Origin of the sequence: Okeania sp. SIO2F5, from assembly GCF_010692685.1 — a bacterium.
In the GTDB taxonomy this organism is placed as follows: Bacteria; Cyanobacteriota; Cyanobacteriia; order Cyanobacteriales; family Microcoleaceae; genus Okeania; species Okeania hirsuta.
This window is the reverse complement of record NZ_JAAHGU010000034.1, coordinates 17,821-42,627: the sequence shown is the minus strand read 5'-3', so window position 1 is coordinate 42,627 and position 24,807 is coordinate 17,821. Positions and strand designations below refer to the sequence as shown.

Below are 24,807 nucleotides of genomic sequence, written 5' to 3'. Positions count from 1 at the left end.
TACCAGAGATTACAAACACAGAAAAAGTTAAAGGATTTAAAACTTTAATTGCTTTCAAAGTAATTAGCCTTGCCCTTAGAAGATTATGGCCAATGCTCAAAAAGGCTAATTGTACTAATTAAGCGATCTCTACAATTGTCCCAAAAGGTTTAGGATATAAGTAAAATTGGCGTTGCTGACTGGTAATGATTTTGAGATTAACTTTGGGCGCAAAACATCAGTTTTTCAATTTTACCTTCAGCTAATAGACATCTCCAAGAATCAAAAATCAATATCTATATCCCAAAGAAATGATCAATTCTTTCCCCTCCACGGTCGGGCCCCGCGGGTGGGTTCCCTACTGCCTACTCCCTATGTGTGGAGTAGATGTCTAATTAGGGTTTGCTGAAAAAGTCTTATGGGTGAGGGTAGGAGACAGGAGACAGGAGACAGGAGACAGGAGGAACGGGGAATTTTAGAGGAGATAGTCGTAAAAATTGTAAGAGTGATTTTTCTGCCATAATTGTCCCAAAATACTAGCTTTTTGAGCTTTTTGAGCTGAAAAGCTGGCACTTTTTTAGACCAAAAAATGCTAAAACCAATATCAGTCAATGCTTTGATATTTAATCAGCAAGCCCTAATTATCATTACATTTAAGCAACGCCGTAAAATTTTGTTTCCTAAACTTACCAGAGAGAATATTGGAATCAACAAGTATTTCCTTTAATGCTTGATATACGGGAATTATTGCATAGAAAAGGAATTTCTCTCCTAAATTTTATTTTTTTTAAATCCTTCTATGAAATCATCAGAAGCGATCGCTATCTCATCTGCTCGTGTTATCGTACTAATAATTTCTCCACTGCTAGCAACAATAATAGAAATAGTATTATCCTCACCATTAATGATCGCTAGCGGGGAAAATGTCAACCCTTCTCTTAGCTCAATGAGATCGATATCATCTTCAAAATCTAATATTCCATTGTTTCCTGTATCTACGGTCAACCGAAATACATCTTCCCCTCTTAAATTATCTTGCTATAATCAATCCGGGGATTTCAACCCAAGCTGATAGCTGAAAACTTTTAGCTGACACCTAGTTAATAACGATCGCTTGAAAAAATCAACCCCCTGCGATGCTAAGACTTTAATATAAAATCCGGTTATACAGTTATTGCACTCTCTACTTCCATTCAACGCAGACATAAAATGCCGGAATATCCACAGATAATTCCCACTCTCATCCTGACTTTCTCCTGATTCAGTCCTGCTGACTCGGTCTCCCTGAATCATACGATAACTAATTATCCGGATACTATATAAACTCAATTTTTCGATAATGTAGCAGGGAACAGGCAACAGACAACAAGCAACAGTGGGAAAAGTATTTCTGGCATCTTACGGTTCATCATCAATCTATGTCAAACACCAACTCGTTCTTTGCTATATAGTTTAATTTGCCAACAAAACAAAGGATAGCCAACAATGCCCGATCGCTCTCTTTGGATTACAGGGCCAACTCTTAGCGGTAAGACAAGTCGGTTAATAGAACAATTTTGTATAAGAGGCCAAAATCTGAAGTCTCCCCTAAATGAAATTGTTAGGCCAGAAAATTCCGAAAATATTTTAGACGATCGCCCAAAGATACCAGACTTTCTGCATACTTCGCCCAAGATACTAATATTGGCGGCTAATGCAAATAATCGACTTGACTTGATGGACAGAATTTCCGAGGCTACATTAGAACAATACCCATATCATTCAACTACACCATTAGGTTTTTTTGAAGATGAAGTCAACTTATTCTGGCCATTGCTAATCGAATCCTTGGACTTAAAGGCACAATTTCCATTACGACTACGGCCCGAAACAGAACAGGAACTTGCTGGCAGAGTTTGGCGTCCTCACATAGAGAAAGGATTATTGCAACAGCCAGGAGTAACTAGAGAGCGGATGATACGCCGAACTCTTGACCTATTTCAATTGGCTGCTTTCAGTTGCACGCCTATAGAAGAGACCGCAATGATTTTACAACAGGGATTTGAGCAAGTAGATTCAGGGGAATTCTATGCCAATATAGTAGAATTGCTGCAACAGTGGCGACATTGGTGTTTACAAAAAGGCTTGCTAACTTATGGTATCATCACAGAGTTATACTGGCGGTATCTACTACCAAATCCTAATTATCAGCAATATCTAATTAATCGTTATCCATTTTTGTTGGCAGATGATGTGGATGAATATCCAGCGATCGCTAGTCATTTATGCAACTTTCTCTTAGATAATGGAACTTTAGGCGTTTTTACTTATAATCCTGATGGTGGTATTAGATTAGGTCTGGGAGCTGACCCCAAATATTTAGCAGAACTGCAGAAACGCTGTCAAATTGAAGTATTAGACACTGAACAAAATTTAGCTACAGAAATAGGAGAACCTATTGTTGAATTAGTCCTGGATACTTATAGTCTTAATTCTTCTATTTTCCAACTTCCGGCTTTTTTACAATTAATTCAGACTAGATCGCGGGCGGCTTTGTTACGAAAAACGGCAGAGGCGATCGTTAAAGATATAAAATTGGGTATAGTAGAACCTCAAGAAGTAGCAATAATAGCTCCTGGTTTAGATGCCATTGCTCGTTATAGTTTGATTTCAATTCTCCATCATGCTGGAATTGCTGTAGACTCACTCAAAGACCAACGTCCTCTAATTAGCTATCCCACGATCCGAGCATTGTTGAGTCTTTTAACTTTGGTTTATCGTGGGTTGGGACGTTTAGTAGACCGTGATGCAGTGGCAGAAATGTTGGTTGTATTAAGTCAAAGGTCTATTGGCAAAGCTGAAAAACAAACAGATGGTCAAGAAAATTTACAGAGGACTAATGATATAGATCCAGTGCGCGCAGGTTTGTTAGCAGATCACTGCTTTTATCCAGATCTTACACATCCACACTTGCTGCCAATACAAGCTTTTTCTCGATGGGATAGAGTCGGGTATCAAGCAACTCGTGTTTATAATCAAATTTTGGAATGGATAGAAGAACAGCGGTCGCAACAACAACAACGTCAACTGCCTAACCCGATATTTTTGTTAGACAGAGCAATTCAGAAATTTTTTATGTCTAGCTATCTTTCTTTTACTGAGTTAGCAGCACTACGAGAGTTGATGGAAACCGCTACCCACTATTGGGAAGTAGAGCGCAGACTGCAACAAAGTTCAAAATTTTCGGTAACAACCGCTATTACCAACGACTCAGTGGAAGAAGACTTATCATCTAGTACAGTAGAAAAATTTATCCAATTTTTACGCAAAGGAGTTGTTAGTGCAAATCCTTTTCCCGTGAGGACAATTGGTTATTCTCCCCCAGCAATTACTTTGGCAACAGTTTTTCAATATCGAGCTAGTCGTAGATGTCATAGATGGCAGTTTTGGTTAGATATAGGCTCCCCTCTGTGGTTAAGTGGAGGTACTGCTACTCTCTATGGAGCGCCATTATTTTTGCAAAGTCAGTTAGGAAATTCTTGGACTATTGAAGATACGCAAAAATCCGATCGGGAAAGACTGCGAAGAATTTTGTTAGATTTGTTAAGTCGTGTAGGTTCTCCTGTAGATTATGGCAACAATAGTTCAGCTAATGAGTCAAATGAATATCGGATTTACCTTTGTCATAGCGATTTAGCTGTTAATGGACAGGAACAAACTGGGCCACTTTTACCCTTGGTCTACAATTCTATATCTAATACTGCTTAGTTGGACAATTTACAATAAATGCCTATTGTAATTATTGGTCAAATTGAGGACCAATGAAAAATAAATGATTTTATTACTATAAAAAAAAGTATTTGTCAATAAAAATCACAAACTAATTAAAGATAATTTTTAGAAGGAGAAAAATAATGGGAACAGGATTAACACCTGTAAATATGCAAATAGTTATAAGGGAAATAAATGGTTTTCCCATACGAGGTTTTATTAGTGATAATGGTGACTTTGTACCATTACAGCCAGTACCATCACCAACCCCGACAGAAACACCTACACCCACACCCACACCAACTCCAACAGAAACACCTACACCCACACCCACACCAACCCCAACAGAAACACCCACACCCACACCCACACCCACACCCACACCCACACCAACCCCAACAGAAACACCCACACCCACACCAGAACCAACACCAACACCAGAACCAACCCCACCACCAACAGAAGTTATCGAAGTTAGAGCTGATAATGGCGAGCTAATTGGTTTAATTGTTAACGGCGTGTTTCAGGCATTACCCACACCAACACCAGCACCAACCCCACCACCAACTGCTTCGCCAGTACCACCACCACAACCAATAGCTGTCGATGACGAAGTGACAACTAACCAGAGTCAAACCGTTAGTTTTAATGTCCTCGAAAATGACATCGACCCTTCAGGAAATTCAATATTTGTTAGTAATTTTAGCTTACCTACCGATGGTTCATTACTCGAAAATGGTACAGGAACTTTCACTTATACCCCCAGACAATTTTTTATTGGAACAGATAGTTTTAGTTATTCTGTAAGCAATGGTACTAGCAGTTCTCTGGCAACAGTTAACATCAGTGTTCTTAGTGAAGGAGCACCTATAAGAGTCGAAGGAGTATTCCGAGGCACTCCCAATAATGAATTTTTAATTGGTAGCGACCAAGTAGATGTCATATTTGGAGCGGTGGGCGACGACACTATTATTGGTCAAGGTGGTAATGATGAAATTAGAGGAGATGAAAATAATGATACTCTCAATGGCAGTCGAGGTAATGATACAGTTGTAGGAAACCAAGGAAATGATAACGCCCGTGGTGGTAAAGATGACGACCTGATTTTAGGAGAGGAGGGTAATGATATATTATTTGGCGATCGCGGAAATGATACAGTTAGTGGAGGGGATGGTCGAGATACTATTTATGGCGGTCGAGATAATGATAGTGTTTCTGGTGATGCAGGAGATGATGAGGTATTTGGTGACAGAGGAGATGATGCTGTCTTTGGTGGAGATGGTAACGATAATGTTCTTGGTGGTGAGGGGAACGACTTTGTTAGCGGTGGCGCTGGGGAGGACTTTGTTAATGGCGGTCTAGGTAATGATCGCTTATTTGGAGACCCTGGCAGCGATACTATTTTTGGTGATGAAGGCAATGACGAAGTATCTGGCGGTTTCGGTAACGACTCAATATTTGGAGGTTCCGGAGCAGACCTGCTCAGTGGTGATGGAGATAATGATACGATAGACGGTGGAGATGGTAACGACCAAGTTCAAGGAAATATTGGTAACGACTGTCTAATAGGGGGTTTCGGTACAGATACTCTGATTGGTAATGAGGGTAGCGATACATTTTTCATTAGTCCTGAAAATGGCGGTCCTGAAATTTTCGAGGCAGATGTTATTTCTGACTTCAATGGTAATGCCGATCTAATTCGTTTAGGAGGAGGTCTTGGGTTTGATGACTTAGTTATTTTCCAAAGTCCCAGTGGTACAGGTCGTGATACTATTATTCAGAATGGTTCTGATGGTCCATTTTTGGCAATATTAGTAGGAGTTGACAATAACACTATTAATGCTGGTAATTTCATTGGTTCTGGTGGATTTCCTTTTCCTACTCCTTCTCCCACAGGTACGCCAGACCCTACAGATACACCAGACCCAACAGGCACACCAGACCCAACAGGCACACCAGACCCAACAGGCACACCAGAACCAACAGAAACACCAGAACCAACAGAAACACCAGAACCAACAGAAACACCAGAACCGACAGAAACACCAGAACCAACACCAGAACCAACACCTCCACCCATTCCTAACCGCAGACCAAATGCAGCAGATGACGAAGTAGCAACTAGTCAAAGTAAATTAGTAGAATTTAATGTATTAGAAAATGATTCCGATCCTGACGGCGATCCTCTAACAGTAACTGATTTTACATCAGTCTCCAATGGAGAGTTAGTGCAGAAAAGCAATGGGTTATTTGAATATACTCCAGATGATGGTTTTGTAGGTACAGAAAGTTTCAGCTACACTATCAGCGATGGTAATGGGGGTAGCGATACTGCTAATGTGACAATTACAATTAACCGATCGCCAGAGTTAGTTAACAATACTGGCATAGTAGTAGAAGCTGGTTCAGGTATAAGGTTTATAAATTCCAATAATTTGCAAGCATCTGATGCTGATAATTCTCCTGATGAGGTAATATACACAATTACTGATGCTCCGGACTTAGGCGACCTGAGAATAGGAGATAGTTCTCGTTTACGGGAGGGAGATACCTTCACTCAAGAAGATATTAACAATAACTTACTACAATTTACTCCAGATGATACGGCAGGTAGTGACTTTTTTACCTACACAGTCTCTGATGTTGCCGGGGGTCAGGTTCCTCCCAACTCATTTAGTATTGGTATTGTAGATGATACTAAAACATTAACCAATGAAGCGGATAACTTCACTGGTACTGCCCTAAGTAATAATATTTTGGGATTAGCAGGAGACGATAGTATTGATGGTCTCAGTAGCAGCGACTATATAGATGGTGGTGAAGGAAGCGACTCTCTGTTAGGCGACTCTGGTGATGACTGTCTATTTGGTGGCAGTCAACAAGATACCCTCAGAGGTGGTGATGGTTCCGATAGCTTATTTGGTGGTGATGGCAACGATCGCCTTTCTGGAGATACAGGCAACGATCGCCTTTCTGGAGATGCTGGTAACGACAACCTCTTAGGAGGAGAAGGCAGCGACAGTATGACTGGAGGAGAAGGTAACGACTCTCTTCTAGGAGCAGATGGTGACGATACCATAGCTGGCAATGCGGGTAACGATACCATTCGCAGTGGAGCTGACAACGACTCCGTAACAGGTGGAGACGGTAGCGATCTAATAGATGGTGGTTCAGACAACGATACTATTAGTAGTGGAGCAGGAGCAGATACCGTTTTAGGTGGTTCAGAGAACGATTCAATATTTGGAGAAGAAGGTGATGACTCTCTGGTTGGTGATGATGGTAATGACACTATCGACGCTGGTCCGGGTCAGGATATCATTTTGGGTGATATAGGAGATGATAGTATCCAAGGTGGTGATGACAATGATGGAATTGACGGCAGTATTGGTAATGATACTATAGCTGGAGGTTCTGGTTCAGATCGACTGACAGGTGGTGCCGGGAATGATTTCTTCTTCTATGAAGTTGCAGACCAAGGTATAGATACAGTCAGAGATTTCGACCGACCAGGTGATGATGATACATTACTATTTACATCTGCTAACTTTGGCGGTTTAACTAATAGTGGTTTTTCTAGTGTAATTCTCCAGGATGAGAATATAGGATCGGAAGGTCAGAGTATCGGTGATGCAGAACTGATTATTTTTGAAGGTAAGTTTGATAATGCACAAGCAGTCAATGCTGCCTTAAATGTACAAAATGGCTCCAGCGATCGCCCTGCTTTCTTTGTTTACCTCAATGGTCAACGTGGAAAATATGTCTTTGGTTATGACACAAGTTTAGCTGATGACAGTGTTCCTGCTTTTGAGTTGGGTATACTTCAGTCTATTGAACCTGAAGAAGACCAAATTTCAACCATTATTGATGCTGGTGATTTTGAGTTTATATAAGGCAACAGGCAACAGGGAACAGGGAACAGGGAACAGGGAACAGGGAACAGGGAATAGGGGAGTGTGGGGAGTATGGGAGTAAAATTCAACCTTTTTCCCCTATTGTCTAACTGAATATCCTTACTTCTGTTCCGTTGTCTATAAAAAAATAGACATCTCCATTGAAGAAGGAGTCAGGAGTCAGCAGAATGGAGTCGATGGGGATTCTCACCCCACCAACCGCATTTGCACCCCCGCTGACGGTGGGGTATTAAACCCATAAGGGATAAAGATAATAAAAAATAAAATTAATTATCCCACAGAAATTATCAATTATTTCCCCTACTCCCTACTCCCTTTTATCTCATAGCAATTATCAGGAAAAATTAAAATGGCACAAACAGAAAGAGTCAAACAACAAGTCGAACTACCATCAACAATTTTTATTCGAGGTTTAGCAGAGGGAAGCATTTTCAGTGACTCCATCATTGGGAGTACAGTAGCAGATACAATTTTAGCATTGTCCGGAGATGATACAGTTTTTGCTCTAGATGACAATGACGCTCTCCTGGGAGATGAAGGTCAAGACCAAATGAACGGAAATGCCGGAAATGATTTTCTCGACGGTGGTCCGGGAGATGATTGTTTACGAGGTGGCAAAGATTTAGATTCTCTGTTTGGAGATAGTGGTAGTGACGTCTTATATGGCGATCGCGACAGTGATACTATCTGGGGAGAAGAAGGCAACGATACTATCTATGGAGGTAAAGAGAATGATAGTATTGTCGGTGGTGGAGAGGACGATCTATTATTCGGCGACCGGGGGGATGATTTTGTTGCTGGGGACATCGGTAATGATACAGTAGTTGGTGGAGCAGGTGACGATCGCTTATTAGGGAATGATGGTGGAGATACATTATTTGGTGAAACAGGTAGAGATATTCTAGAAGGTAATACAGGAGATGATGTACTTTTTGGAGGAAAAGATGCAGACTCACTAGCAGGAGGTGTTGGTGCAGATTTCCTCTCTGGAGACCTTGGTGCAGATACAATTTCAGGAGGAATAGGGCAAGATACCTTTAATATTACTCGTGACTCAGGAGGTCCAGGAGTTAGCAGTGCAGATTTTATTAATGACTTCAGTAACGAAGATTTAATCGGTCTTAGCAATGGTTTGAGTTTTGAAGAACTAAGTATTTTTGCATCAGAAGACAACCCTGATAACACTATTATTAGTGTAGGTGGTACGAACGGCGATTTTTTGGCAGTACTAGAAGGAGTTGAAAGTAGCACAATAGACTCCAGTGACTTTGTAACATTATCACTCCCTACACCCACACCTCCTGGACCAACAACTTCACCAAGTCCAACTCCCACACCCACACCTACAGAAACTCCCACACCCACACCCACAGAAACTCCCACACCCACACCTACAGAAACTCCCACACCCACACCTACAGAAACTCCCACACCCACACCCACAGAAACTCCCACACCCACACCCACAGAAACTCCAGAACCTTCCAACAACCCCCCTGAAGCAGAGGACGATAACTTAACGACAAATCAAAATGAACCATTAACTTTTACTACTCAAGAACTACTCGAAAACGACTCTGACCCAGATGGAGACCCTCTCAGTATTTCTGCCATAGATACACCACGAAATGGCTCATTAGTACAAGAAAACAGTACAACCTACACATATACTCCCAATACTGGGTTCCTCGGAGAGGACAGTTTTAGTTATAGTATTAGTGATGGCAATGGTGGTTCCGATACTGCTCAAGTTAATATTAAAGTCAATGACTCACCGCAGTTAGTTAATAACCGAGGTATCATTGCTGAGAGAGGTGGAGCAAGACAAACAATATTCAATACTAATCTTTTAGTTACAGATACCGACAACACAGCAGAAGAAATTACCTACAATATTATCAGGGCACCCATACAAGGTAATCTGACATTAGTTGATGATAGTATCAATAATGACGATACTTTTTCTCAAGCTGATATTAATAACAACTTAATTCTATATACTCCGGGTAACACAGCAGGTAGGTTTCCGTTTACTTTTTCTGTTTCTGATGGCGATAATGGAACAATTCCAACTACATCCTTTAGTATTACTGTTGTTGATAATATATCTGAAGGTGGAGGTGGTGATAATACCATTAACGGTACTCCCGCAAGTGACTACATTCTCGGAAATGCTGGAGAGGATACTATTAGTGGTCGTGCTGGAGAGGATATTTTAGATGGAGGAGCGGACGAAGATTCTATATTAGGTGAAGCTGGAAATGACTCTTTGTTTGGTGCAGAACAAGCTGATACATTATTTGGAGGAGTAGGCAACGATACTCTAGATGGTGGTGCTGATAGTGACTCTTTGTTAGGAGAAGACGGCAGCGATCTATTATTAGGAGCAGAACAACAAGATACTCTCAGAGGTGGACAGGGTAACGATACCCTAGACGGAGGTACGGGCAATGACTCTCTATCCGGTGAAGATGATAATGACTCTTTATTTGGTAATACTGGAAATGATACTTTAGGAGGTAATTCTGGTAATGATACTCTAGACGGTGGTGCTGATGATGACCTGCTGCTTGGCCAAACTGGTAGCGATAGTTTATTCGGTGGGTTAGGCAACGATAGTGTTGTTGGTGGGGTCGGTGATGACTCTTTGAGTGGTGGTGCAGGGGTTGACACTCTTGATGGTAATGAAGGAAATGATTTTATCAGTGGTGACGAAGGTAACGACAGTATTAATGGCAATATAGGTGATGACTCTTTGAGTGGTGGTTTTGGTGCGGACAGGTTAACTGGTAATGAGGGAGATGATGCTTTCTTTTTTGAAGTTCCCAATGAAGGAGTCGATGTAATTACTGATTTTAATGGTAGTAATGTAGATGTATTCTTGTTTAGATCCAGTAATTTTGGCAATTTAACTAATCCTCCTGGCACTGCTACAGAATTTTCTAGTGTGATAATTTCTCTTGATAATTTGGGTTCCCAAGGTCAAGATATAAGTGGTCAAGAACTAATTATTTTTGAGAATAGATTTGAAAATGTGCAGCAAGTTAATTCTATTCTGAATAATCAAAATGGTTCGGGAACAAGTCCTGCTTTCTTTATCTATGTAAATAATAGTTTGAATAGTAAAGTTATCTTAGGATATGACCCGAATCTTGAGGATGATGGTAATCCTGCTTTTGATTTAGCAGTCCTTAATAATATACCTCTTGTTCCTGATGCTATTAGTACTGTTATTGACTCTTCAGATTTTAAGTTTATTTAACCCTAGGAGGTAATATGAAAATGTAAAAAATCGTTCAAATCAGTCGCAAAAGTGGATAAAAATAGTTCGACCGAGCTATTATCCACGATTTTATTTTTTAGGAGAATAAATCTTCAAAGTCTAGTTAATATAATGTGCCCCCTCTGGGGGAGCTACCCTAGTCCCTTCCAGGGGAGCTACGCTAACAAATAAGCGCGTTATAATAAAGTTTTTGTTTGTAGTTGAGCTTTAGCCCTTTAATTAAATACTTGTCTTATATCATGTATCTTTGAAGAAGCACAATAAAAAATTTAGGGAGTAGGGAGCAGGGAGTAGAGAGTAGGGAACAAGGGAAAGTTTGTTTGCGCAGCATGGCCTAGGAAAAAATATTCTCTCTCAAGAAAAGAACATTTTTATTATGGCTAATTAATGAGACTTGATATTAGGACTAGAGCAAAATTACGAAGCCCTATTATAACTGTTTTACCATAAGCGTAGCTCCCCCGAAGGGGGCAAATGATATAATTTATCCCAGATAACGATCAGCAAATAATACTTGCAATATCTAGATAACTTTATAAGATTATACCAATTGTTAAAAAGGAAAAAAAATGTTAACCTTAACAAAGTTGTAGAGCAAAAAAACATCAAATTTTATGGCTGAAACTAATTCAATTAGTTATAGTTTGACTTTCCCAATACGAGAAATGTTGAATGAATATAGATGGGTTCGTTCGATTTAAGTAACTTGATAAATTAAAGTTATTAATAATACCATATCCGAATAATTAAGTATAATAAAAATGTTCTCCTCTTGCTCTTGAAGGGAACTCCAAAATTTCTGATTATATTCAGAATTCCCTCTTTAATTTACACCTACCACCTACTACCTAAGAACTTTATTTTTACTAATTAAGCGGACATGATATAACCTGTAATAAAAACAATATTATCCCTTGTAAAAATTAACAATATTACTACATCATCAAGAAGTAGATAAACAAAAAAAATCTTGACCTTGTCTAATACTAGCTAACGTAAATTATATATTATTTAAGAGGTAGAAAAATGGCTTCAGCAGGCACACCTATAAATGTTGAAATAATTACAAGGATAATAAATGGCTTTCCCATACGAGGTTTCCTTGATGATAATGGTGACTTTGTACCATTACAACCAGTACCGACGGCATCCCCAACACCAGAACCAACACCAGCACCAACCCCAGCACCAACCCCAGCACCAACCCCAGCACCAACCCCAGCACCAACCCCAGCACCAACCCCAGCACCAACACCAGCGCCAACACCAGCACCAATACCAGCACCAACCCCAGCACCAACACCAGCACCAACCCCAGCACCAACCCCAGCACCAACCCCAGCAACAACCCCAGCGCCAACACCCATACCAACAACTCCCGAAGGTAGGGAAATAGTTGTAATAGATGGTATAATAGGTTTCTTCGATGCAAATGGCGACTTTGTAGTGATAGAACCAGTAGAACCAACAGAACCACCAGTAATAACACCAACTCCACCAGTAATAACACCAACCCCACCAGTAATAACACCAGCACCAACCCCATCTCCTACACCAGCACCAACGCCTGCAACAACGCCAGCTCCCGTACCTACAGCACCAGGAGGAGGAACTTTACTTCCAGGTGGTGAAGCAGTGGGCACCGAGGGAGACGATCTAGCATTTGGTAGTGTCTTCAGCGATACATATTCTGCACTAGGTGGCAATGATATAGTATTTGGCCAAGAAGAAGGTGATTCTTTACTTGGCCAAGAAGGCAACGACCAAATCAACGGCAACCGAGGCAATGATACAGTTAGCGGTGGTTTGGGAGATGATAGTCTACGAGGTGGAAGAGATGCTGACTCTGTTCTCGGTGATGCTGGGAATGATACAGTATTCGGCGATCGCGGCTCAGATACAGTCAGAGGTGGAGAAGGTAGAGACGTTATTTACGGTGGTAAGGAAAACGATGATGTAGCAGGAGGAGAAGAAAACGACTTTGTTTCAGGAGATATTGGCGATGATACGGTAGCAGGAGATGGAGGAAATGATACGCTTCTCGGTCAGGATGGTAATGATATTATCTCTGGTGGTGCGGGGTTAGATGTTATTAGGGGTGGTGAAGGTACTGATAGTATTTCAGGAAATGAAGATAATGATTCTTTATCAGGAAACCAAGGTAACGATACTTTAGATGGTGGTACGGGAGATGACGTATTATCTGGAGGTAAAGATGATGACTTATTATTAGGAGATGCAGGTGCTGACACTCTCAATGGCGAACGAGGAAACGATACTCTAGATGGTGGGGAGGCAAATGATATCCTCTCAGGTGGTAAAGGAAATGATTCTATTGATGGAGGTCAGGGTGACGATCTATTGATAGGTGGTCGAGGTGATGATACTTTAACTGGAGGCGAGGGTGAAGATAGTTTCGTTATTGTAGATTTTGAGGAATCTGATAATTTATATACTGTTACTGACTTTAATACTACAGATGACCTTCTTAGTTTGGAGGGAGGTCTAACGTTTGAAGATTTAGAAATATCTGACGAGGGTGGTAATACTGTTATTCGGAATGCTGACGGTAATACTTTGGCTATCTTAATTGGTGTTGATAGTGGCACTCTTAATTCTGGTAATTTCTTCCCTACTCCAGAAACTCCTTTTCCTACAGCTACACCTACACCAACACCAACACCAACAGACTCGCCAGACCCATCACCAACCCCAACGGACTCGCCAGACCCATCACCAACCCCAACGGACTCGCCAGACTCAACACCATCACCAACCCCAACAGACTCGCCAGACTCAACACCATCACCAACCCCAACAGACTCGCCAGACTCAACACCATCACCAACCCCAACAGACTCGCCAGACTCAACACCATCACCAACCCCAACAGACTCGCCAGACTCAACACCATCACCAACCCCAACAGACTCGCCAGACTCAACACCATCACCAACCCCAACAGACTCGCCAGACTCAACACCATCACCAACCCCAACAGACTCGCCAGACTCAACACCATCACCAACCCCAACAGACTCGCCAGACTCAACACCATCACCAACCCCTCCAGATCCAGGTGAAGTAACACCACCTTCTCTCAACGATCCTCCCACTGACATTCTGTTAGATAACGATAGTGTGGAAGAAAATAGTGAAGCAGGTACAGTTATTGGTACATTTACCACAGAAGACCCAGATGAAAGTGATGTCCATGAATATAGATTAGTTGATGATGCTGATGGACGCTTTGCTCTCAACGAAGACCAGCTAGTTGTAGCAGAGGGAACAAATCTTGATTTTGAGCAACAAGAGACCTATGACATCCAAGTCAGAACATTTGACAATGCTGGAGAAAACTTAACTAAGTCATTTACGATCGCCCTGCTCAATGTCAACGACCCACCAGAAATTACAATTCCTGACGACCAACAACTGGTTAATGAAGGGGAACAATTAGATATTGTTGGTATTGAGGTAACAGACCCCGATGCTGGAGACGGAGAATTAGAAGTTACCCTAGAAACTACTAATGACGGTAACCTCACCCTTAATTCTACCTCTGGTCTCACCTTTACAACTGGTGATGGTCAAGCAGATGCGGAAATAGTATTTACCGGAAGTTTAGAAAATATCAACCAGTCTCTCAACACCCTGACATATACAGGTAATAACTCAGGTAGTGATTCTATCAGCATCTCGGTAAATGACCAAGGCAACACAGGTTTAGGCGAACCTCAAACTGATACTGCTTTAATTAATCTCAGTATTAATGATTTACCATTGGTGGGAACGAATACTGAATTAGTGGTCAATACACAAGAGACTGGAATAATAGATAATACTCTCCTAGAAACAACCGATGATAGTAAAACTTCCTTAATTTATACAGTTACAGAATTGCCTACTCGTGGTAATTTGCTAGTTGATGGAGGAAGCTTTACCAGTTTTACTCAGGAGGATATTGACCAAGGGTTACTTACTTATGAACACGATAATAATGATACTAAAAATGATTCTTTTAGTTTCAGTGTTTCAGACCAGGTAGGAGGTGAAACCACAGACACATTTGAAATCAGAGTTAATGTCCCGCCAAATATTACGAGCAAAAATTTAAGTCTCGATGAAGATACCCAGGAAGAAATTACTAATAAAAATCTACTGGCAGAAGATCCTGATACTGATGCTGTTGCAGAAACTCTAATTTATGAAGTTACAGAATTACCAACCAGTGGAAAACTACAACTAGGAAAGGCGATTCTGGAAGTAACGGATACTTTCACTCAAGAGGATATTGACCAAGGCAGTCTCTCTTACCAACATACAGGAGATGAACCTGGAACAGATACATTTAGTTATGTTGTGACTGACCAAGACGGGGGTACGACCAGTGGGTTACTAAATATTAATATTAATCCCGGTGATACCTCTCCCATAGCTGGTGATGATGTATTTGAGACTAACGAAGATACGGCAATAACTATTAATAAGTCAGAATTATTGGCAAATGATTCCGAAGCTGATGGTGAGCAAATTACAATTACTGAGTTTGCTGCCGATAATATTAAAAATGGCACTTTAGCAGAAACAACAGAGAGTTTCATCTATACGCCTAATGAGAATTTTAGTGGGCAGGAGAGTTTCACATATACTATTACGGATACTCAAGGGTTCACAGATACAGCAACAGTCAACATTAATGTTACTCCCGTTGCCGATACTCCTAACCTGGAAATATCTACACCAAATGTATCAGGAACAGATATAGAAGAGCTACCTCTGGGTATAGCTGCTAGTTTAGTAGATACTAGCGGTTCAGAAAATCTGTCTATTACTATTAGTGGAGTGCCAGCAGGAGCAACTCTTTCCGCAGGAACAGACCAAGGTGATGGTAGTTGGGTTTTGACCCCAGAGGAATTAACCAATTTAACTATCTCCCCTCCTGGAGACCGAGAGACCGGAACAACCTTTAGTTTTGACTTAACAGTTACAGCTACAGCAACAGAAACAGCTAACGATGCTACTGCGACTCAAACAGGTACTATATCCGTACAAGTAGAAGCATTAAACGATGCACCAGTACTAACAGACCTAGGAAATTTAGCTCTGACAACTATCAATGAAAATGAAGTAAATAATACTGGCACTCCCGTCGCAAGTATTATCGCTGGTGCAGTTACAGATGCTGATGGAGGAGCGAGTAGCGGAATAGCTATTACTCAAATAGATAATAGTAATGGTCTGTGGCAATATTCCGTAGATGATGGTACAAACTGGGTAGACGTGAGTAATAGCAATACGACATTACTGAAAGCTACAACAAGCGATCGCCTACGTTTTGTTCCCAATACCGACTTTTTCGGCGATGCCACTATTCAATTCCGTGGTTGGGATACCACCGACGGCAGCAGTAATACTAGCGAACTAACCGATATCTCAACCATAGGTGGCACAAATGCCTTTAGTGAAGGTGTTGGTACTGCTAATATCTTGGTCAACGACATCCCCGAAATTACTAAAAACAGCGAACTGGTTGTCAACTTTGGGGGGACAGGAAGCATCAGTCAGAATTTATTGCAGACAACGGATGGGGATAATGGTACAAATGCTTTTACTTATACAGTTACCACTGAAGCAGCAGCAGGAATATTACAACTGGAGGATAACCCCACCAATACTTTCACTCAAGAAAATATCAATAGTGGTTTAGTTATCTACGAACACACAGCTACTAATACAAATGATGACTCCTTTAGTTTCCGAGTCATCGATGTTGATGGCGGTAAAGTGACAGATACCTTTAATATTCGGGTCAACGAGCCACCTGTCGGTACTACGACTGACCTAAGTGCATTTATTGGTCAAAGTAAGGTCATTCCTACAGAAAATCTCCAATTTATTGACCCTGATGTAGAAACTGCCACTCCTGCTTCTCTACAATATACCCTGACTGAAGTGCCGACTTTAGGGGAATTACAACAGGGAGGAGAAACTTTAGCAGTAGGAAGTAAATTCACTCAGGAAAATCTCGATAATGGAGAAATTAGTTATGCAACTACTACTGCTAGTATTGGCACTGACAGTTTCAACTTCCTGGTTACAGACCAAGACGGCGGTACTACCAGTGGATTGTTAAATATTAATATCGTCGAAGCTAACCGACCTCCAGAAGTAGAAGCTGATAAAACTGTCACCTTGGAGGAAGATAATAATGCGACCTTAGACATTCCAGCACCCACTGACCCCGACGGTGATGCGTTAACTATTACTGTTGACAGTATTCCTAACGCAGAAATTGGGCAAGTACTATTGTCAAATAATACTTCAGTAACTGCTCTCCAACAGTTAACCACTGAGCAACTAACATCATTAACATTTGTTCCAGTTGCTAACGCTAATGGAGCTGCTGGCACTTTCAGTTACACCGTTGATGATGGCAATGACGAAAATAGTTCCTCTACCCAAGTTATTAATATTGATGTCACCCCAGTAAATGACCTGCCCATTGCCATTGATGACGGGCCAGTATTTACCAATTTGGGGAATGTGATAACAATTGATGTGTTGGGAAATGACAGCGATATTGATGGCCCAGATCCTTTGTCAATTACAACTCTTAGCAATGATGAGCCTTTGGGTATCTTAAATAACTTGGGTACTCAAGTTCAATACACAGCAGTGTTTGGCACTGGTACCGACCTCTTTCAATACACCATTACGGATGGTCTCGACGAAGCTACTGCTACTGCTACGGTAAATATTCTGGATGTTAGTAATGATCCTGACTTCTTGGTGGGTGGTGAGTTTAATGATAATTTTGATGGTAGCGGAGGCGACGATACTCTGGAAGGTTTAGCAGGTAACGACACTTTAGCAGGAGATGATGAAAACGACAGTTTAGTCGGTGGTGACGGTAACGACTCCATAGATGGAGGTGACGATGATGATATCTTTATTGGTGGTCTGGGAGCGGATACCCTCTCTGATGATAATGGCAATAACACTTTTGTTTATACCAGTGCTGATGACGGTGGTGCGAAGTTTAATGCTGCGGATGCTGCTTCTATTGGTACTGCCATTAGTGCTGGTTTGTACGACCGCATTACTGGTTTTGAGGACTTAGGTGTCGTCGGTGGGGATACTATTGCATTTTCTAGCACAGTTATTCCTGCTGTTGATAATATTGCTACCGATGTACAAACTACCAATATTTCTGGAAATGTGTTAATAGCTGGAAACCCTGGTTTATTTGCCTACGAAGTTGAAGGTAAAACTTACCTCATTTATGATGCTAATGGCGATAATACGGTTGGTGATGATTCACAAATTTTGGCAGAATTAGAAGATGTTAGTGGGGTTGTTGCCCTGGATATAAATGACGACTTTACTATTATCTAAGGCTTTGTTGCTATTAAGTATCAGTCACTAATAATTTTGTATCTCTTACTAGATAGGTTGTTGATAACTCAGCAACCTATTTTTTATATAGGACTACGCAAATAGGTTATATCATATTCGGTTGAATACTTATAAATAACTGTTGTGAGGAGTCAGGAGTCAGAAGTCAGGAGGGAAAAAAGGAGAAAAAGAGCAAATATTGGAGAAAAGTAAAGATAATTTCAGTATTTCTTTGGTACTGTCGGTACTGTCAGTCATTAAATTTTATTTATAACTGATTATCCGCAATTCGTAGCTCCCCCGGAGGGGGAACATGATATTAGAACATTTATAAATGCTCAAACTCATTCAGATATTACTTTTAACTTTTGACTTTTGACTTTTGACTTGCGCGTAGCGCTATAGCTTTTCTTAAAAAAAATAATCCTTTACCCTTGACACTTTGATGAAAGAATGAGTAGGATGGAAAAGCATCAATGATCGAGATTAAGTGCATAAAGAAAATCAGGTTAGTTGCACCCTTGTTTGGATTGAATTCCTACCTACTTGTGATAGGGTGGCAGGAAAAAAAATTAGAATCTTGAATTAAAGGGGAAAAAATCTCCTTGAATTTACTTATTATTTGAATATAGCAGTCGAAGAAAAGGTTAGGGCAGTTCAAAAGCTTAAAACTTAGACAAAGCAACATTTTTCCTTCTTCCCTCTTCCTTCAGCTATATCATTTAACAGCATCTAAGTGAAAACTACCAGAGTTTTCTAGTTGAAGTTGCTGAAATATTTATTGTCTATTGTCAATTCATCGGTAATTATCATTAATCGAACTCAGCAAAATTACAGAATAAATAATCATATTTTTTTCCTGTTTTTCTGGCTGATATCTGAAGAAGTGAAATGATAGTTAAAAGTTATTTTTATAAATGGATGTAATCTCAATTGAATAAGCATTTAGTAATTTGTAATAACATGAAAAAATTGTTACAAATTACCTATACTTTGCTGCAAAAATGTAGAAAATTTGCCATATTTTTCAGTAGATTAACTGATGATTTACTGAGAAAATATTCAACTGGGAAATGAAGATATTTCTCGAAATTATTGCCATGATTGAATTAGATTTTAGGCAAAATTAATTAATCTAAATTAATCTTATTTTTTCCGGATGAGAAGCAACTAACAATGCTTAAACGAATAGCAAACAAAATACTAAAAAGTCAAACAAACTATGGCTACAGTAACTAATCTTAACGATAGTGGATCTGGTTCCCTAAGACAAGCAATTACTGATGCTGCCGCAGGTGATACGATTCAATTTGACCCCAGTCTAGGTGGTCAGACTATCGCCCTCGCTAGTGAACTGTTAATAGATAAAAACCTCACTATTGATGGAGATGAAACAAATCCAGTCACCATAGATGGAGGGGGTGCAGCTAATGGTCAATTCCGTGTATTTAATGTTGATGATGGCAACGCTAATAACCAAGCTCAAGTTACCATTGATGGAGTAAACATTACAGGTGGGTTTGCTTTTGGAAGTAATGCTACTAACGCTGGTGATGGTGGTGGTATATTCAATAATGAAAATATCACTATCAGTAACGCTGTAATCACAGGCAACACTGCATCAGGTGATGGTGGTGGTTTCTATAACAACGATCTAGGCACCGCCAATGTTATCAACACCACTATTAGCAATAATGAAGCTAACTACAATGGTGGTGGTGTCATGGCATTTGGTGATACAACCATTACTAATTCTACCATCAATAACAACGCAGCACTTGCTACTGGTACTGGCGATGGTGGCGGTATTGCTATCTTTGGTACTACACAAGTTACTCAAAGCACCATTAGTGGTAATACAGCAAACGGTCAAGGTGGTGGTGTTTACGTCACTGCTGTCAACCCCAATTTAAACCATTTTACCAATGCTACAATTTCCAACAGCACCATTACTAATAACTTTGCACAAACTCCCACTCTAAATAATGGTGGAACTGGCGGTGGTTTGGCAAGTTTTGCTTTAGATACCACTCCCAATCAAACGGCTACAACTGTTACTTCTACAATTATTTCTGGTAACCGTAATAGTACGGGTGCTAATGATGTTGACGAACTAAGAGCTACTAGCAATTCCATCCAAAGCGGTGGCAACAACTTAATTGGTACAGGAAACGCTAATACTCGTTTCAACGGTACAGGTGACCAAACTGGAGTCACTAACCCTGGTCTAGATCCTCTTGCTGATAACGGTGGACTTACTCAAACCCATGCTTTACAAGCTGGCAGTGCTGCTATTAACGCTGGCAGTAACTCTCTCGGTCTAACTACTGACCAACGAGGTACTGGTTTCCAGCGCGTTGTTAATGGTGTAGCTGATATTGGTGCATTCGAGTTTGGCAATCCCGACCCTACCGATCCTACCGATCCTACTGACCCTACCGACCCTACCGATCCTACTGACCCTACCGACCCTACTGACCCTACCGACCCTACTGACCCTACCGACCCTACTGACCCTACCGACCCTACCCCCAATACCATTTTTGGTACTGGAAATAGTGAGACTATTAACGGTGATGATCAGAATAATAGCATTGATGGTCTGGGAGGAGCAGATGTCATCAACGGTCAGGGAGGTAATGATGAACTCCTTGGTGGTACTGGTAATGACAACCTTGATGGTGGGACTGGTGATGATACCCTTGATGGTGGTACAGATAATGATCTTCTCCTTGGTGGTGGAGGTCAAGACAGTCTCCTTGGTGGTAATGGTGTTGATGACTTACAAGGTGGTGACAATAACGACACTCTTGACGGTGGTCTAGGTAACGATTTACTGAATGGTGGAAATGGTGCCGATACTTTCGTATTGCGTTCTGGTGATGGCAATGACCAGATTAGTGATTTTACCCCTGGTACAGACGAGCTATTGTTGGATGGTTTGACTTTCAGTGACGTAACTGTCGTTCAAAGTGGTACTGACACTATTATCCGAGAAACTGCAACATCACAAGATTTAGCAACTTTAATAAATATCCAAGCTGCCGATCTTGATAGTAGTAATTTTGAGATCCCTGGTGGTATTGTTGGTACTGGAAATGATGATATTCCGATTCAGGGTAATGCTCAGGATAACCTAATCCAAGGTTTGGGTGGAGCAGATAGTATCAGTGGTCGTGGTGGGGCAGATGAATTACTCGGTGGTACTGGTGATGATATCTTAGAGGGTAATGCAGGTAATGATACTCTCATGGGTGAAGCTGAAAATGATATCCTCCGAGGTGGTGGAGGTCAAGACCTCCTCATAGGTGGTAATGGTGACGATAACTTAGAAGGTAATGGAGGTCGAGACGAACTCATAGGTGGTAATGGTGACGATAACTTAGAAGGTGGTGGCAATAACGACACTCTTGATGGTGGTTTAGGTTCCGATCTTCTCACTGGTGGTAATGGTGCTGACAGTTTCATATTGCGCTCTGGTGATGGCAGTGACGATATTTTGGATTACCAAGATGGTACAGATAACTTCTTGTTAGATGGTCTGACTTTCAGTGACTTAACTGTAGTTGCTAGTGGTGGTAATACTATTCTGCAGGAGACTGCAACATCACAAGATTTAGCAACTTTGTTTGGTATTGCTCCTACAGCTATTGATGCTACTGATTTTGCTACTATCTAGTTGAGATTAGCGCTCTTTTGCAACGTCTAACTGATTGTTAAATTGATTATTAAAGCGATCGCCCCTTTGATTTGAGAGGCGATCGCTTTTTAGGTTATGCCAAAATAATTGCATCTAATTATCAATTAAATTATTTATTAGTTAGTTCAATGCAAAAGTCCATAACTAGCTCTATGAAGTATAATTACTTATCTCGCCTACTGCCCTCTTTTTAAGTCCTGACCATAAAAGTTTGAGTTTTTATTGACAAATCCCCTAATGTACTAACTATTTCAATATTTTGTATAAATAAATACTTAAAAATCAGGTGTGATTTGTGAAATTATTAAGAATAATTATCAAGAAACTATTAATAAAGGTTAGTGTCAATGTAAACTTTGTAGGTAGGGTTGAAGAATTGTTTGTCCAGGGAGAAGGCCAATACCAATTTGTAGTTTCTCCACCCCTTCGCAGCTTATGGGCAGGATTAAGAAGAAAATCCAACAGATGTCTATTTTTTTTGGTTGTGAGATACATTTCGCCCAACCTACAGTAAGACCGCTAATCCGAACTTGATATCATACCTAACGTCCAAAACCGATCGCCTTCTTTAAGGAGTTTAATCATGGTTGAGTTATCAACAACTACCTCTCATAAAAATCGTTCCAACCTACAAGCTTGGTATAGACCGACGTTTTCTCCAGAGCAAGGAATTTTGCTAGTATTGGGTGGCTCCTTTATCACAGGGGCAGCTTTAGCTCAGGAATGGACAAACTCAACAACTTTAGCTTTGATCTGTGCTTTTTTCGCCTTGCAAGCAGAACATCCCTTAGTCGTGCAAATAAAACAGCGAAGTAGTTGGAAACCCCGCTTTCTCATCTGGGGTGGGGTATATGGAGGTATTGCGATGGCGATCGCTGCATGGCTATATTTTCAATCTCCATGTTTGCTATGGATCTATGCCATGGCAATAGCAGCTTTAGTTGCGGATAGTATTGCAGTGCTAAAGCAAAAACAAAAATCTATACTAAATGAATTCATTGGATTTACAGCTATCTGTCTATCAGCACCTTTAGCATATATAGCTACGACAGGCCATATTTCTTTAGCTGCTATGGCAATGTGGATCTTGAATACTTTATTTTTCAGCAGTGCTATATTTACACTCAAGTTGCGAAAAAAGAAAACCAGTTCTCCTGTACCTGGAATGATATACCATGGAACTGCAATCCTAATTATACTGAGTCTTTACTACTTCAACTGCTTAAATATAGCCACAGCTCTATCCTATACTGTGGCCTTAGTCAAGTTAGTAGCGATCGCCTTTAGATTAGATTGGTATCGCACAACAAAATTTTATTTTGTCGCAATATTTGAAACCCGTTTCGCCCTTATCTACATTGCTATTGCTGCCATAAGCGTTCTTCCCGCTCACCTACCTAATGCTTAATTTTTTGGTAGTGGTAAAGAAGTTAATGATAAGTATAGCTGAATGCTTAAAGCTTAAAGCTTTAAGCATTCAGCTATCCTCCTGACGGAGGAACTGTGTTATCAGCTCAAGTCAAAACTTTGTAGGTAAAGAATTTTAATTTTATCAATGTCCTAACACTTTTTTGTAGTGCTATAATAGGAAACACGCCTAGTCACGGAATACTTCTAATATCCTTTATCCTTACTATTTTAGGACTACTAATTTTTTTGATTGAAAAAATTAGAGTGAATTGACAATAGCAATCCTACCATATCTAGGATCGATATCAATTCCCATCACCTCAAAAGAGCTAAAATAACTACCATCAGGGGCAAAAATTGAGTAAGTTTTTGTTGTACCTGCTGGCAAGGATAAACATTGATTAAAAATTTCTTGTCTGTGGTCTAGAGGTAAAAAGTTGTGTTCTCCAACTTTTAATGCTGCTTGATTATAAAAAGAAAGTTGACTTTGGTGGTTAAGGATGCCAGCAGGAGTTGGAAATTGTTCGCACCACCTTAAGGCCAAAAACCATTTAGCTTCCGAAAGTCTTTGATATTCTCGGTTTGGGTTAGGGTGTTGTAAAACTTTGTATCCCCCCTCACTGGCGAAAATTGTTCCACCTAAAAACCCAAACATTATGCCAATGGTATTATCCATGTTGAACTAGCTCCATCCATAATGTGAGAGATATAGCAGTCGAAGGAAAGGTTAGGACATATCAAAAGCTTAAAACTCAGACAACGCCAGATTTTTCTTTCTTCCTTGTTCCTTCTTGCTTCTGCTATATTGGCTGTTTTGACTTCTCCCGCAACTTCAGTACACGGGATTCTAATTACTGGTTTTGCAAAGGAATAGGATTATATTCTGCTTGACCTCTATTTGCTGTCACTGGACTTATCTTCCCAGTAGGAGCAGTCAAATTACCCCCCTTACGCTCAAACATATTGGTATAGATACCAAATTTATTGCGCTGACTTGTTCCATCCTGTACTTCATTACAGATTTTTTTTGTGTTTGACCATTCTGAGTACCTAAAGTTACTGCTCCATATTTTTTCCATTATCTGGCCAACTAATACTATATTGAGGAAAAAAGGTTACTAAATTAATCATTGCACCCCTTAAAGTCTCATCAGGTATCAATTTGCCTCGGCAAAAATACTTTGCTCTTTTTGATAACCCTGATCGAAATACGCTTGCTGTCAAAATCGCTTTTTGATAAGGCTAATTTCCATTAGCTATATAGCTGCTCCCTGGAGAATAACTCTTGATAATTCCTCAAAAGTTATACTCCATTTTGGAATCTTCCAGATTCATTAAGGAGCAATTTTTCTTTCTTGACCTGATTTAACTCA

At 40.4% G+C, this 24,807-nt stretch carries 10 protein-coding genes; 6 read left to right on the top strand and 4 right to left on the bottom strand.

The genetic code is table 11. The features are described from left to right. Window positions 1-750: 750 nt before the first annotated feature. Window positions 751-984 carry a hypothetical protein gene (locus F6K27_RS13915; RefSeq protein WP_287276736.1) on the bottom strand — a complete coding sequence of 78 codons (234 nt, stop codon included), beginning with the start codon at window positions 982-984 and terminating at the stop codon, window positions 751-753. Between the two features lie 480 nt (window positions 985-1,464). Between F6K27_RS13915 and F6K27_RS13910 the strand changes: the two genes are divergently transcribed. From F6K27_RS13910 to F6K27_RS13900, 3 genes are all read left to right on the top strand, one after another. Further along, on the top strand, window positions 1,465-3,726 hold the full coding sequence (locus tag F6K27_RS13910; protein ID WP_287276734.1) for a recombinase family protein: 2,262 nt from the start codon (window positions 1,465-1,467) through the stop codon (window positions 3,724-3,726). A gap of 146 nt (window positions 3,727-3,872) precedes the next feature. Further along, entirely contained in the window at window positions 3,873-7,622 is a 3,750-nt protein-coding gene (locus F6K27_RS13905) for an Ig-like domain-containing protein (RefSeq protein WP_287276733.1), read from the top strand. Window positions 7,623-7,992: 370 nt separating this feature from the next. After that, window positions 7,993-10,905 (top strand): cadherin-like domain-containing protein, encoded by a 2,913-nt coding sequence (locus tag F6K27_RS13900; protein ID WP_287276732.1) that lies wholly within the window; start codon window positions 7,993-7,995, stop codon window positions 10,903-10,905. Between the two features lie 1,028 nt (window positions 10,906-11,933). Here F6K27_RS13900 and F6K27_RS13895 read toward each other — a convergent pair. Beyond that, window positions 11,934-12,569, bottom strand: coding sequence for a hypothetical protein (locus F6K27_RS13895; RefSeq protein WP_287276731.1), 636 nt, complete (start codon window positions 12,567-12,569; stop codon window positions 11,934-11,936). On the opposite strand from F6K27_RS13895, the gene F6K27_RS13890 reads away from it, so the two are divergent. The 3 genes from F6K27_RS13890 (at window position 12,562) to F6K27_RS13880 (ending at window position 23,432) form a co-directional block, all read left to right on the top strand. Next, the gene (locus F6K27_RS13890) at window positions 12,562-18,324 is read left to right on the top strand and encodes a cadherin-like domain-containing protein (RefSeq protein ID WP_287300879.1); all 5,763 of its coding nucleotides are present in this window, start codon (window positions 12,562-12,564) and stop codon (window positions 18,322-18,324) included. The genes F6K27_RS13895 and F6K27_RS13890 overlap by 8 nt on opposite strands. A gap of 1,222 nt (window positions 18,325-19,546) precedes the next feature. Continuing rightward, on the top strand, window positions 19,547-22,003 hold the full coding sequence (locus F6K27_RS13885; protein ID WP_287276727.1) for a choice-of-anchor Q domain-containing protein: 2,457 nt from the start codon (window positions 19,547-19,549) through the stop codon (window positions 22,001-22,003). A 604-nt stretch (window positions 22,004-22,607) separates the two neighbouring features. Then, the gene (locus tag F6K27_RS13880; RefSeq protein WP_287276726.1) at window positions 22,608-23,432 is read left to right on the top strand and encodes a YwiC-like family protein; all 825 of its coding nucleotides are present in this window, start codon (window positions 22,608-22,610) and stop codon (window positions 23,430-23,432) included. 261 nt (window positions 23,433-23,693) lie between these two features. Here the strand turns inward: F6K27_RS13880 and F6K27_RS13875 are convergent, their stop codons facing one another. Next, window positions 23,694-24,110 (bottom strand): hypothetical protein, encoded by a 417-nt coding sequence (locus tag F6K27_RS13875; protein WP_287276725.1) that lies wholly within the window; start codon window positions 24,108-24,110, stop codon window positions 23,694-23,696. 175 nt (window positions 24,111-24,285) lie between these two features. Further along, window positions 24,286-24,513, bottom strand: a complete 228-nt coding sequence (locus tag F6K27_RS13870; RefSeq protein ID WP_287276724.1) for a hypothetical protein — start codon at window positions 24,511-24,513, stop codon at window positions 24,286-24,288. Between the last annotated feature and the right edge of the window lie 294 nt (window positions 24,514-24,807).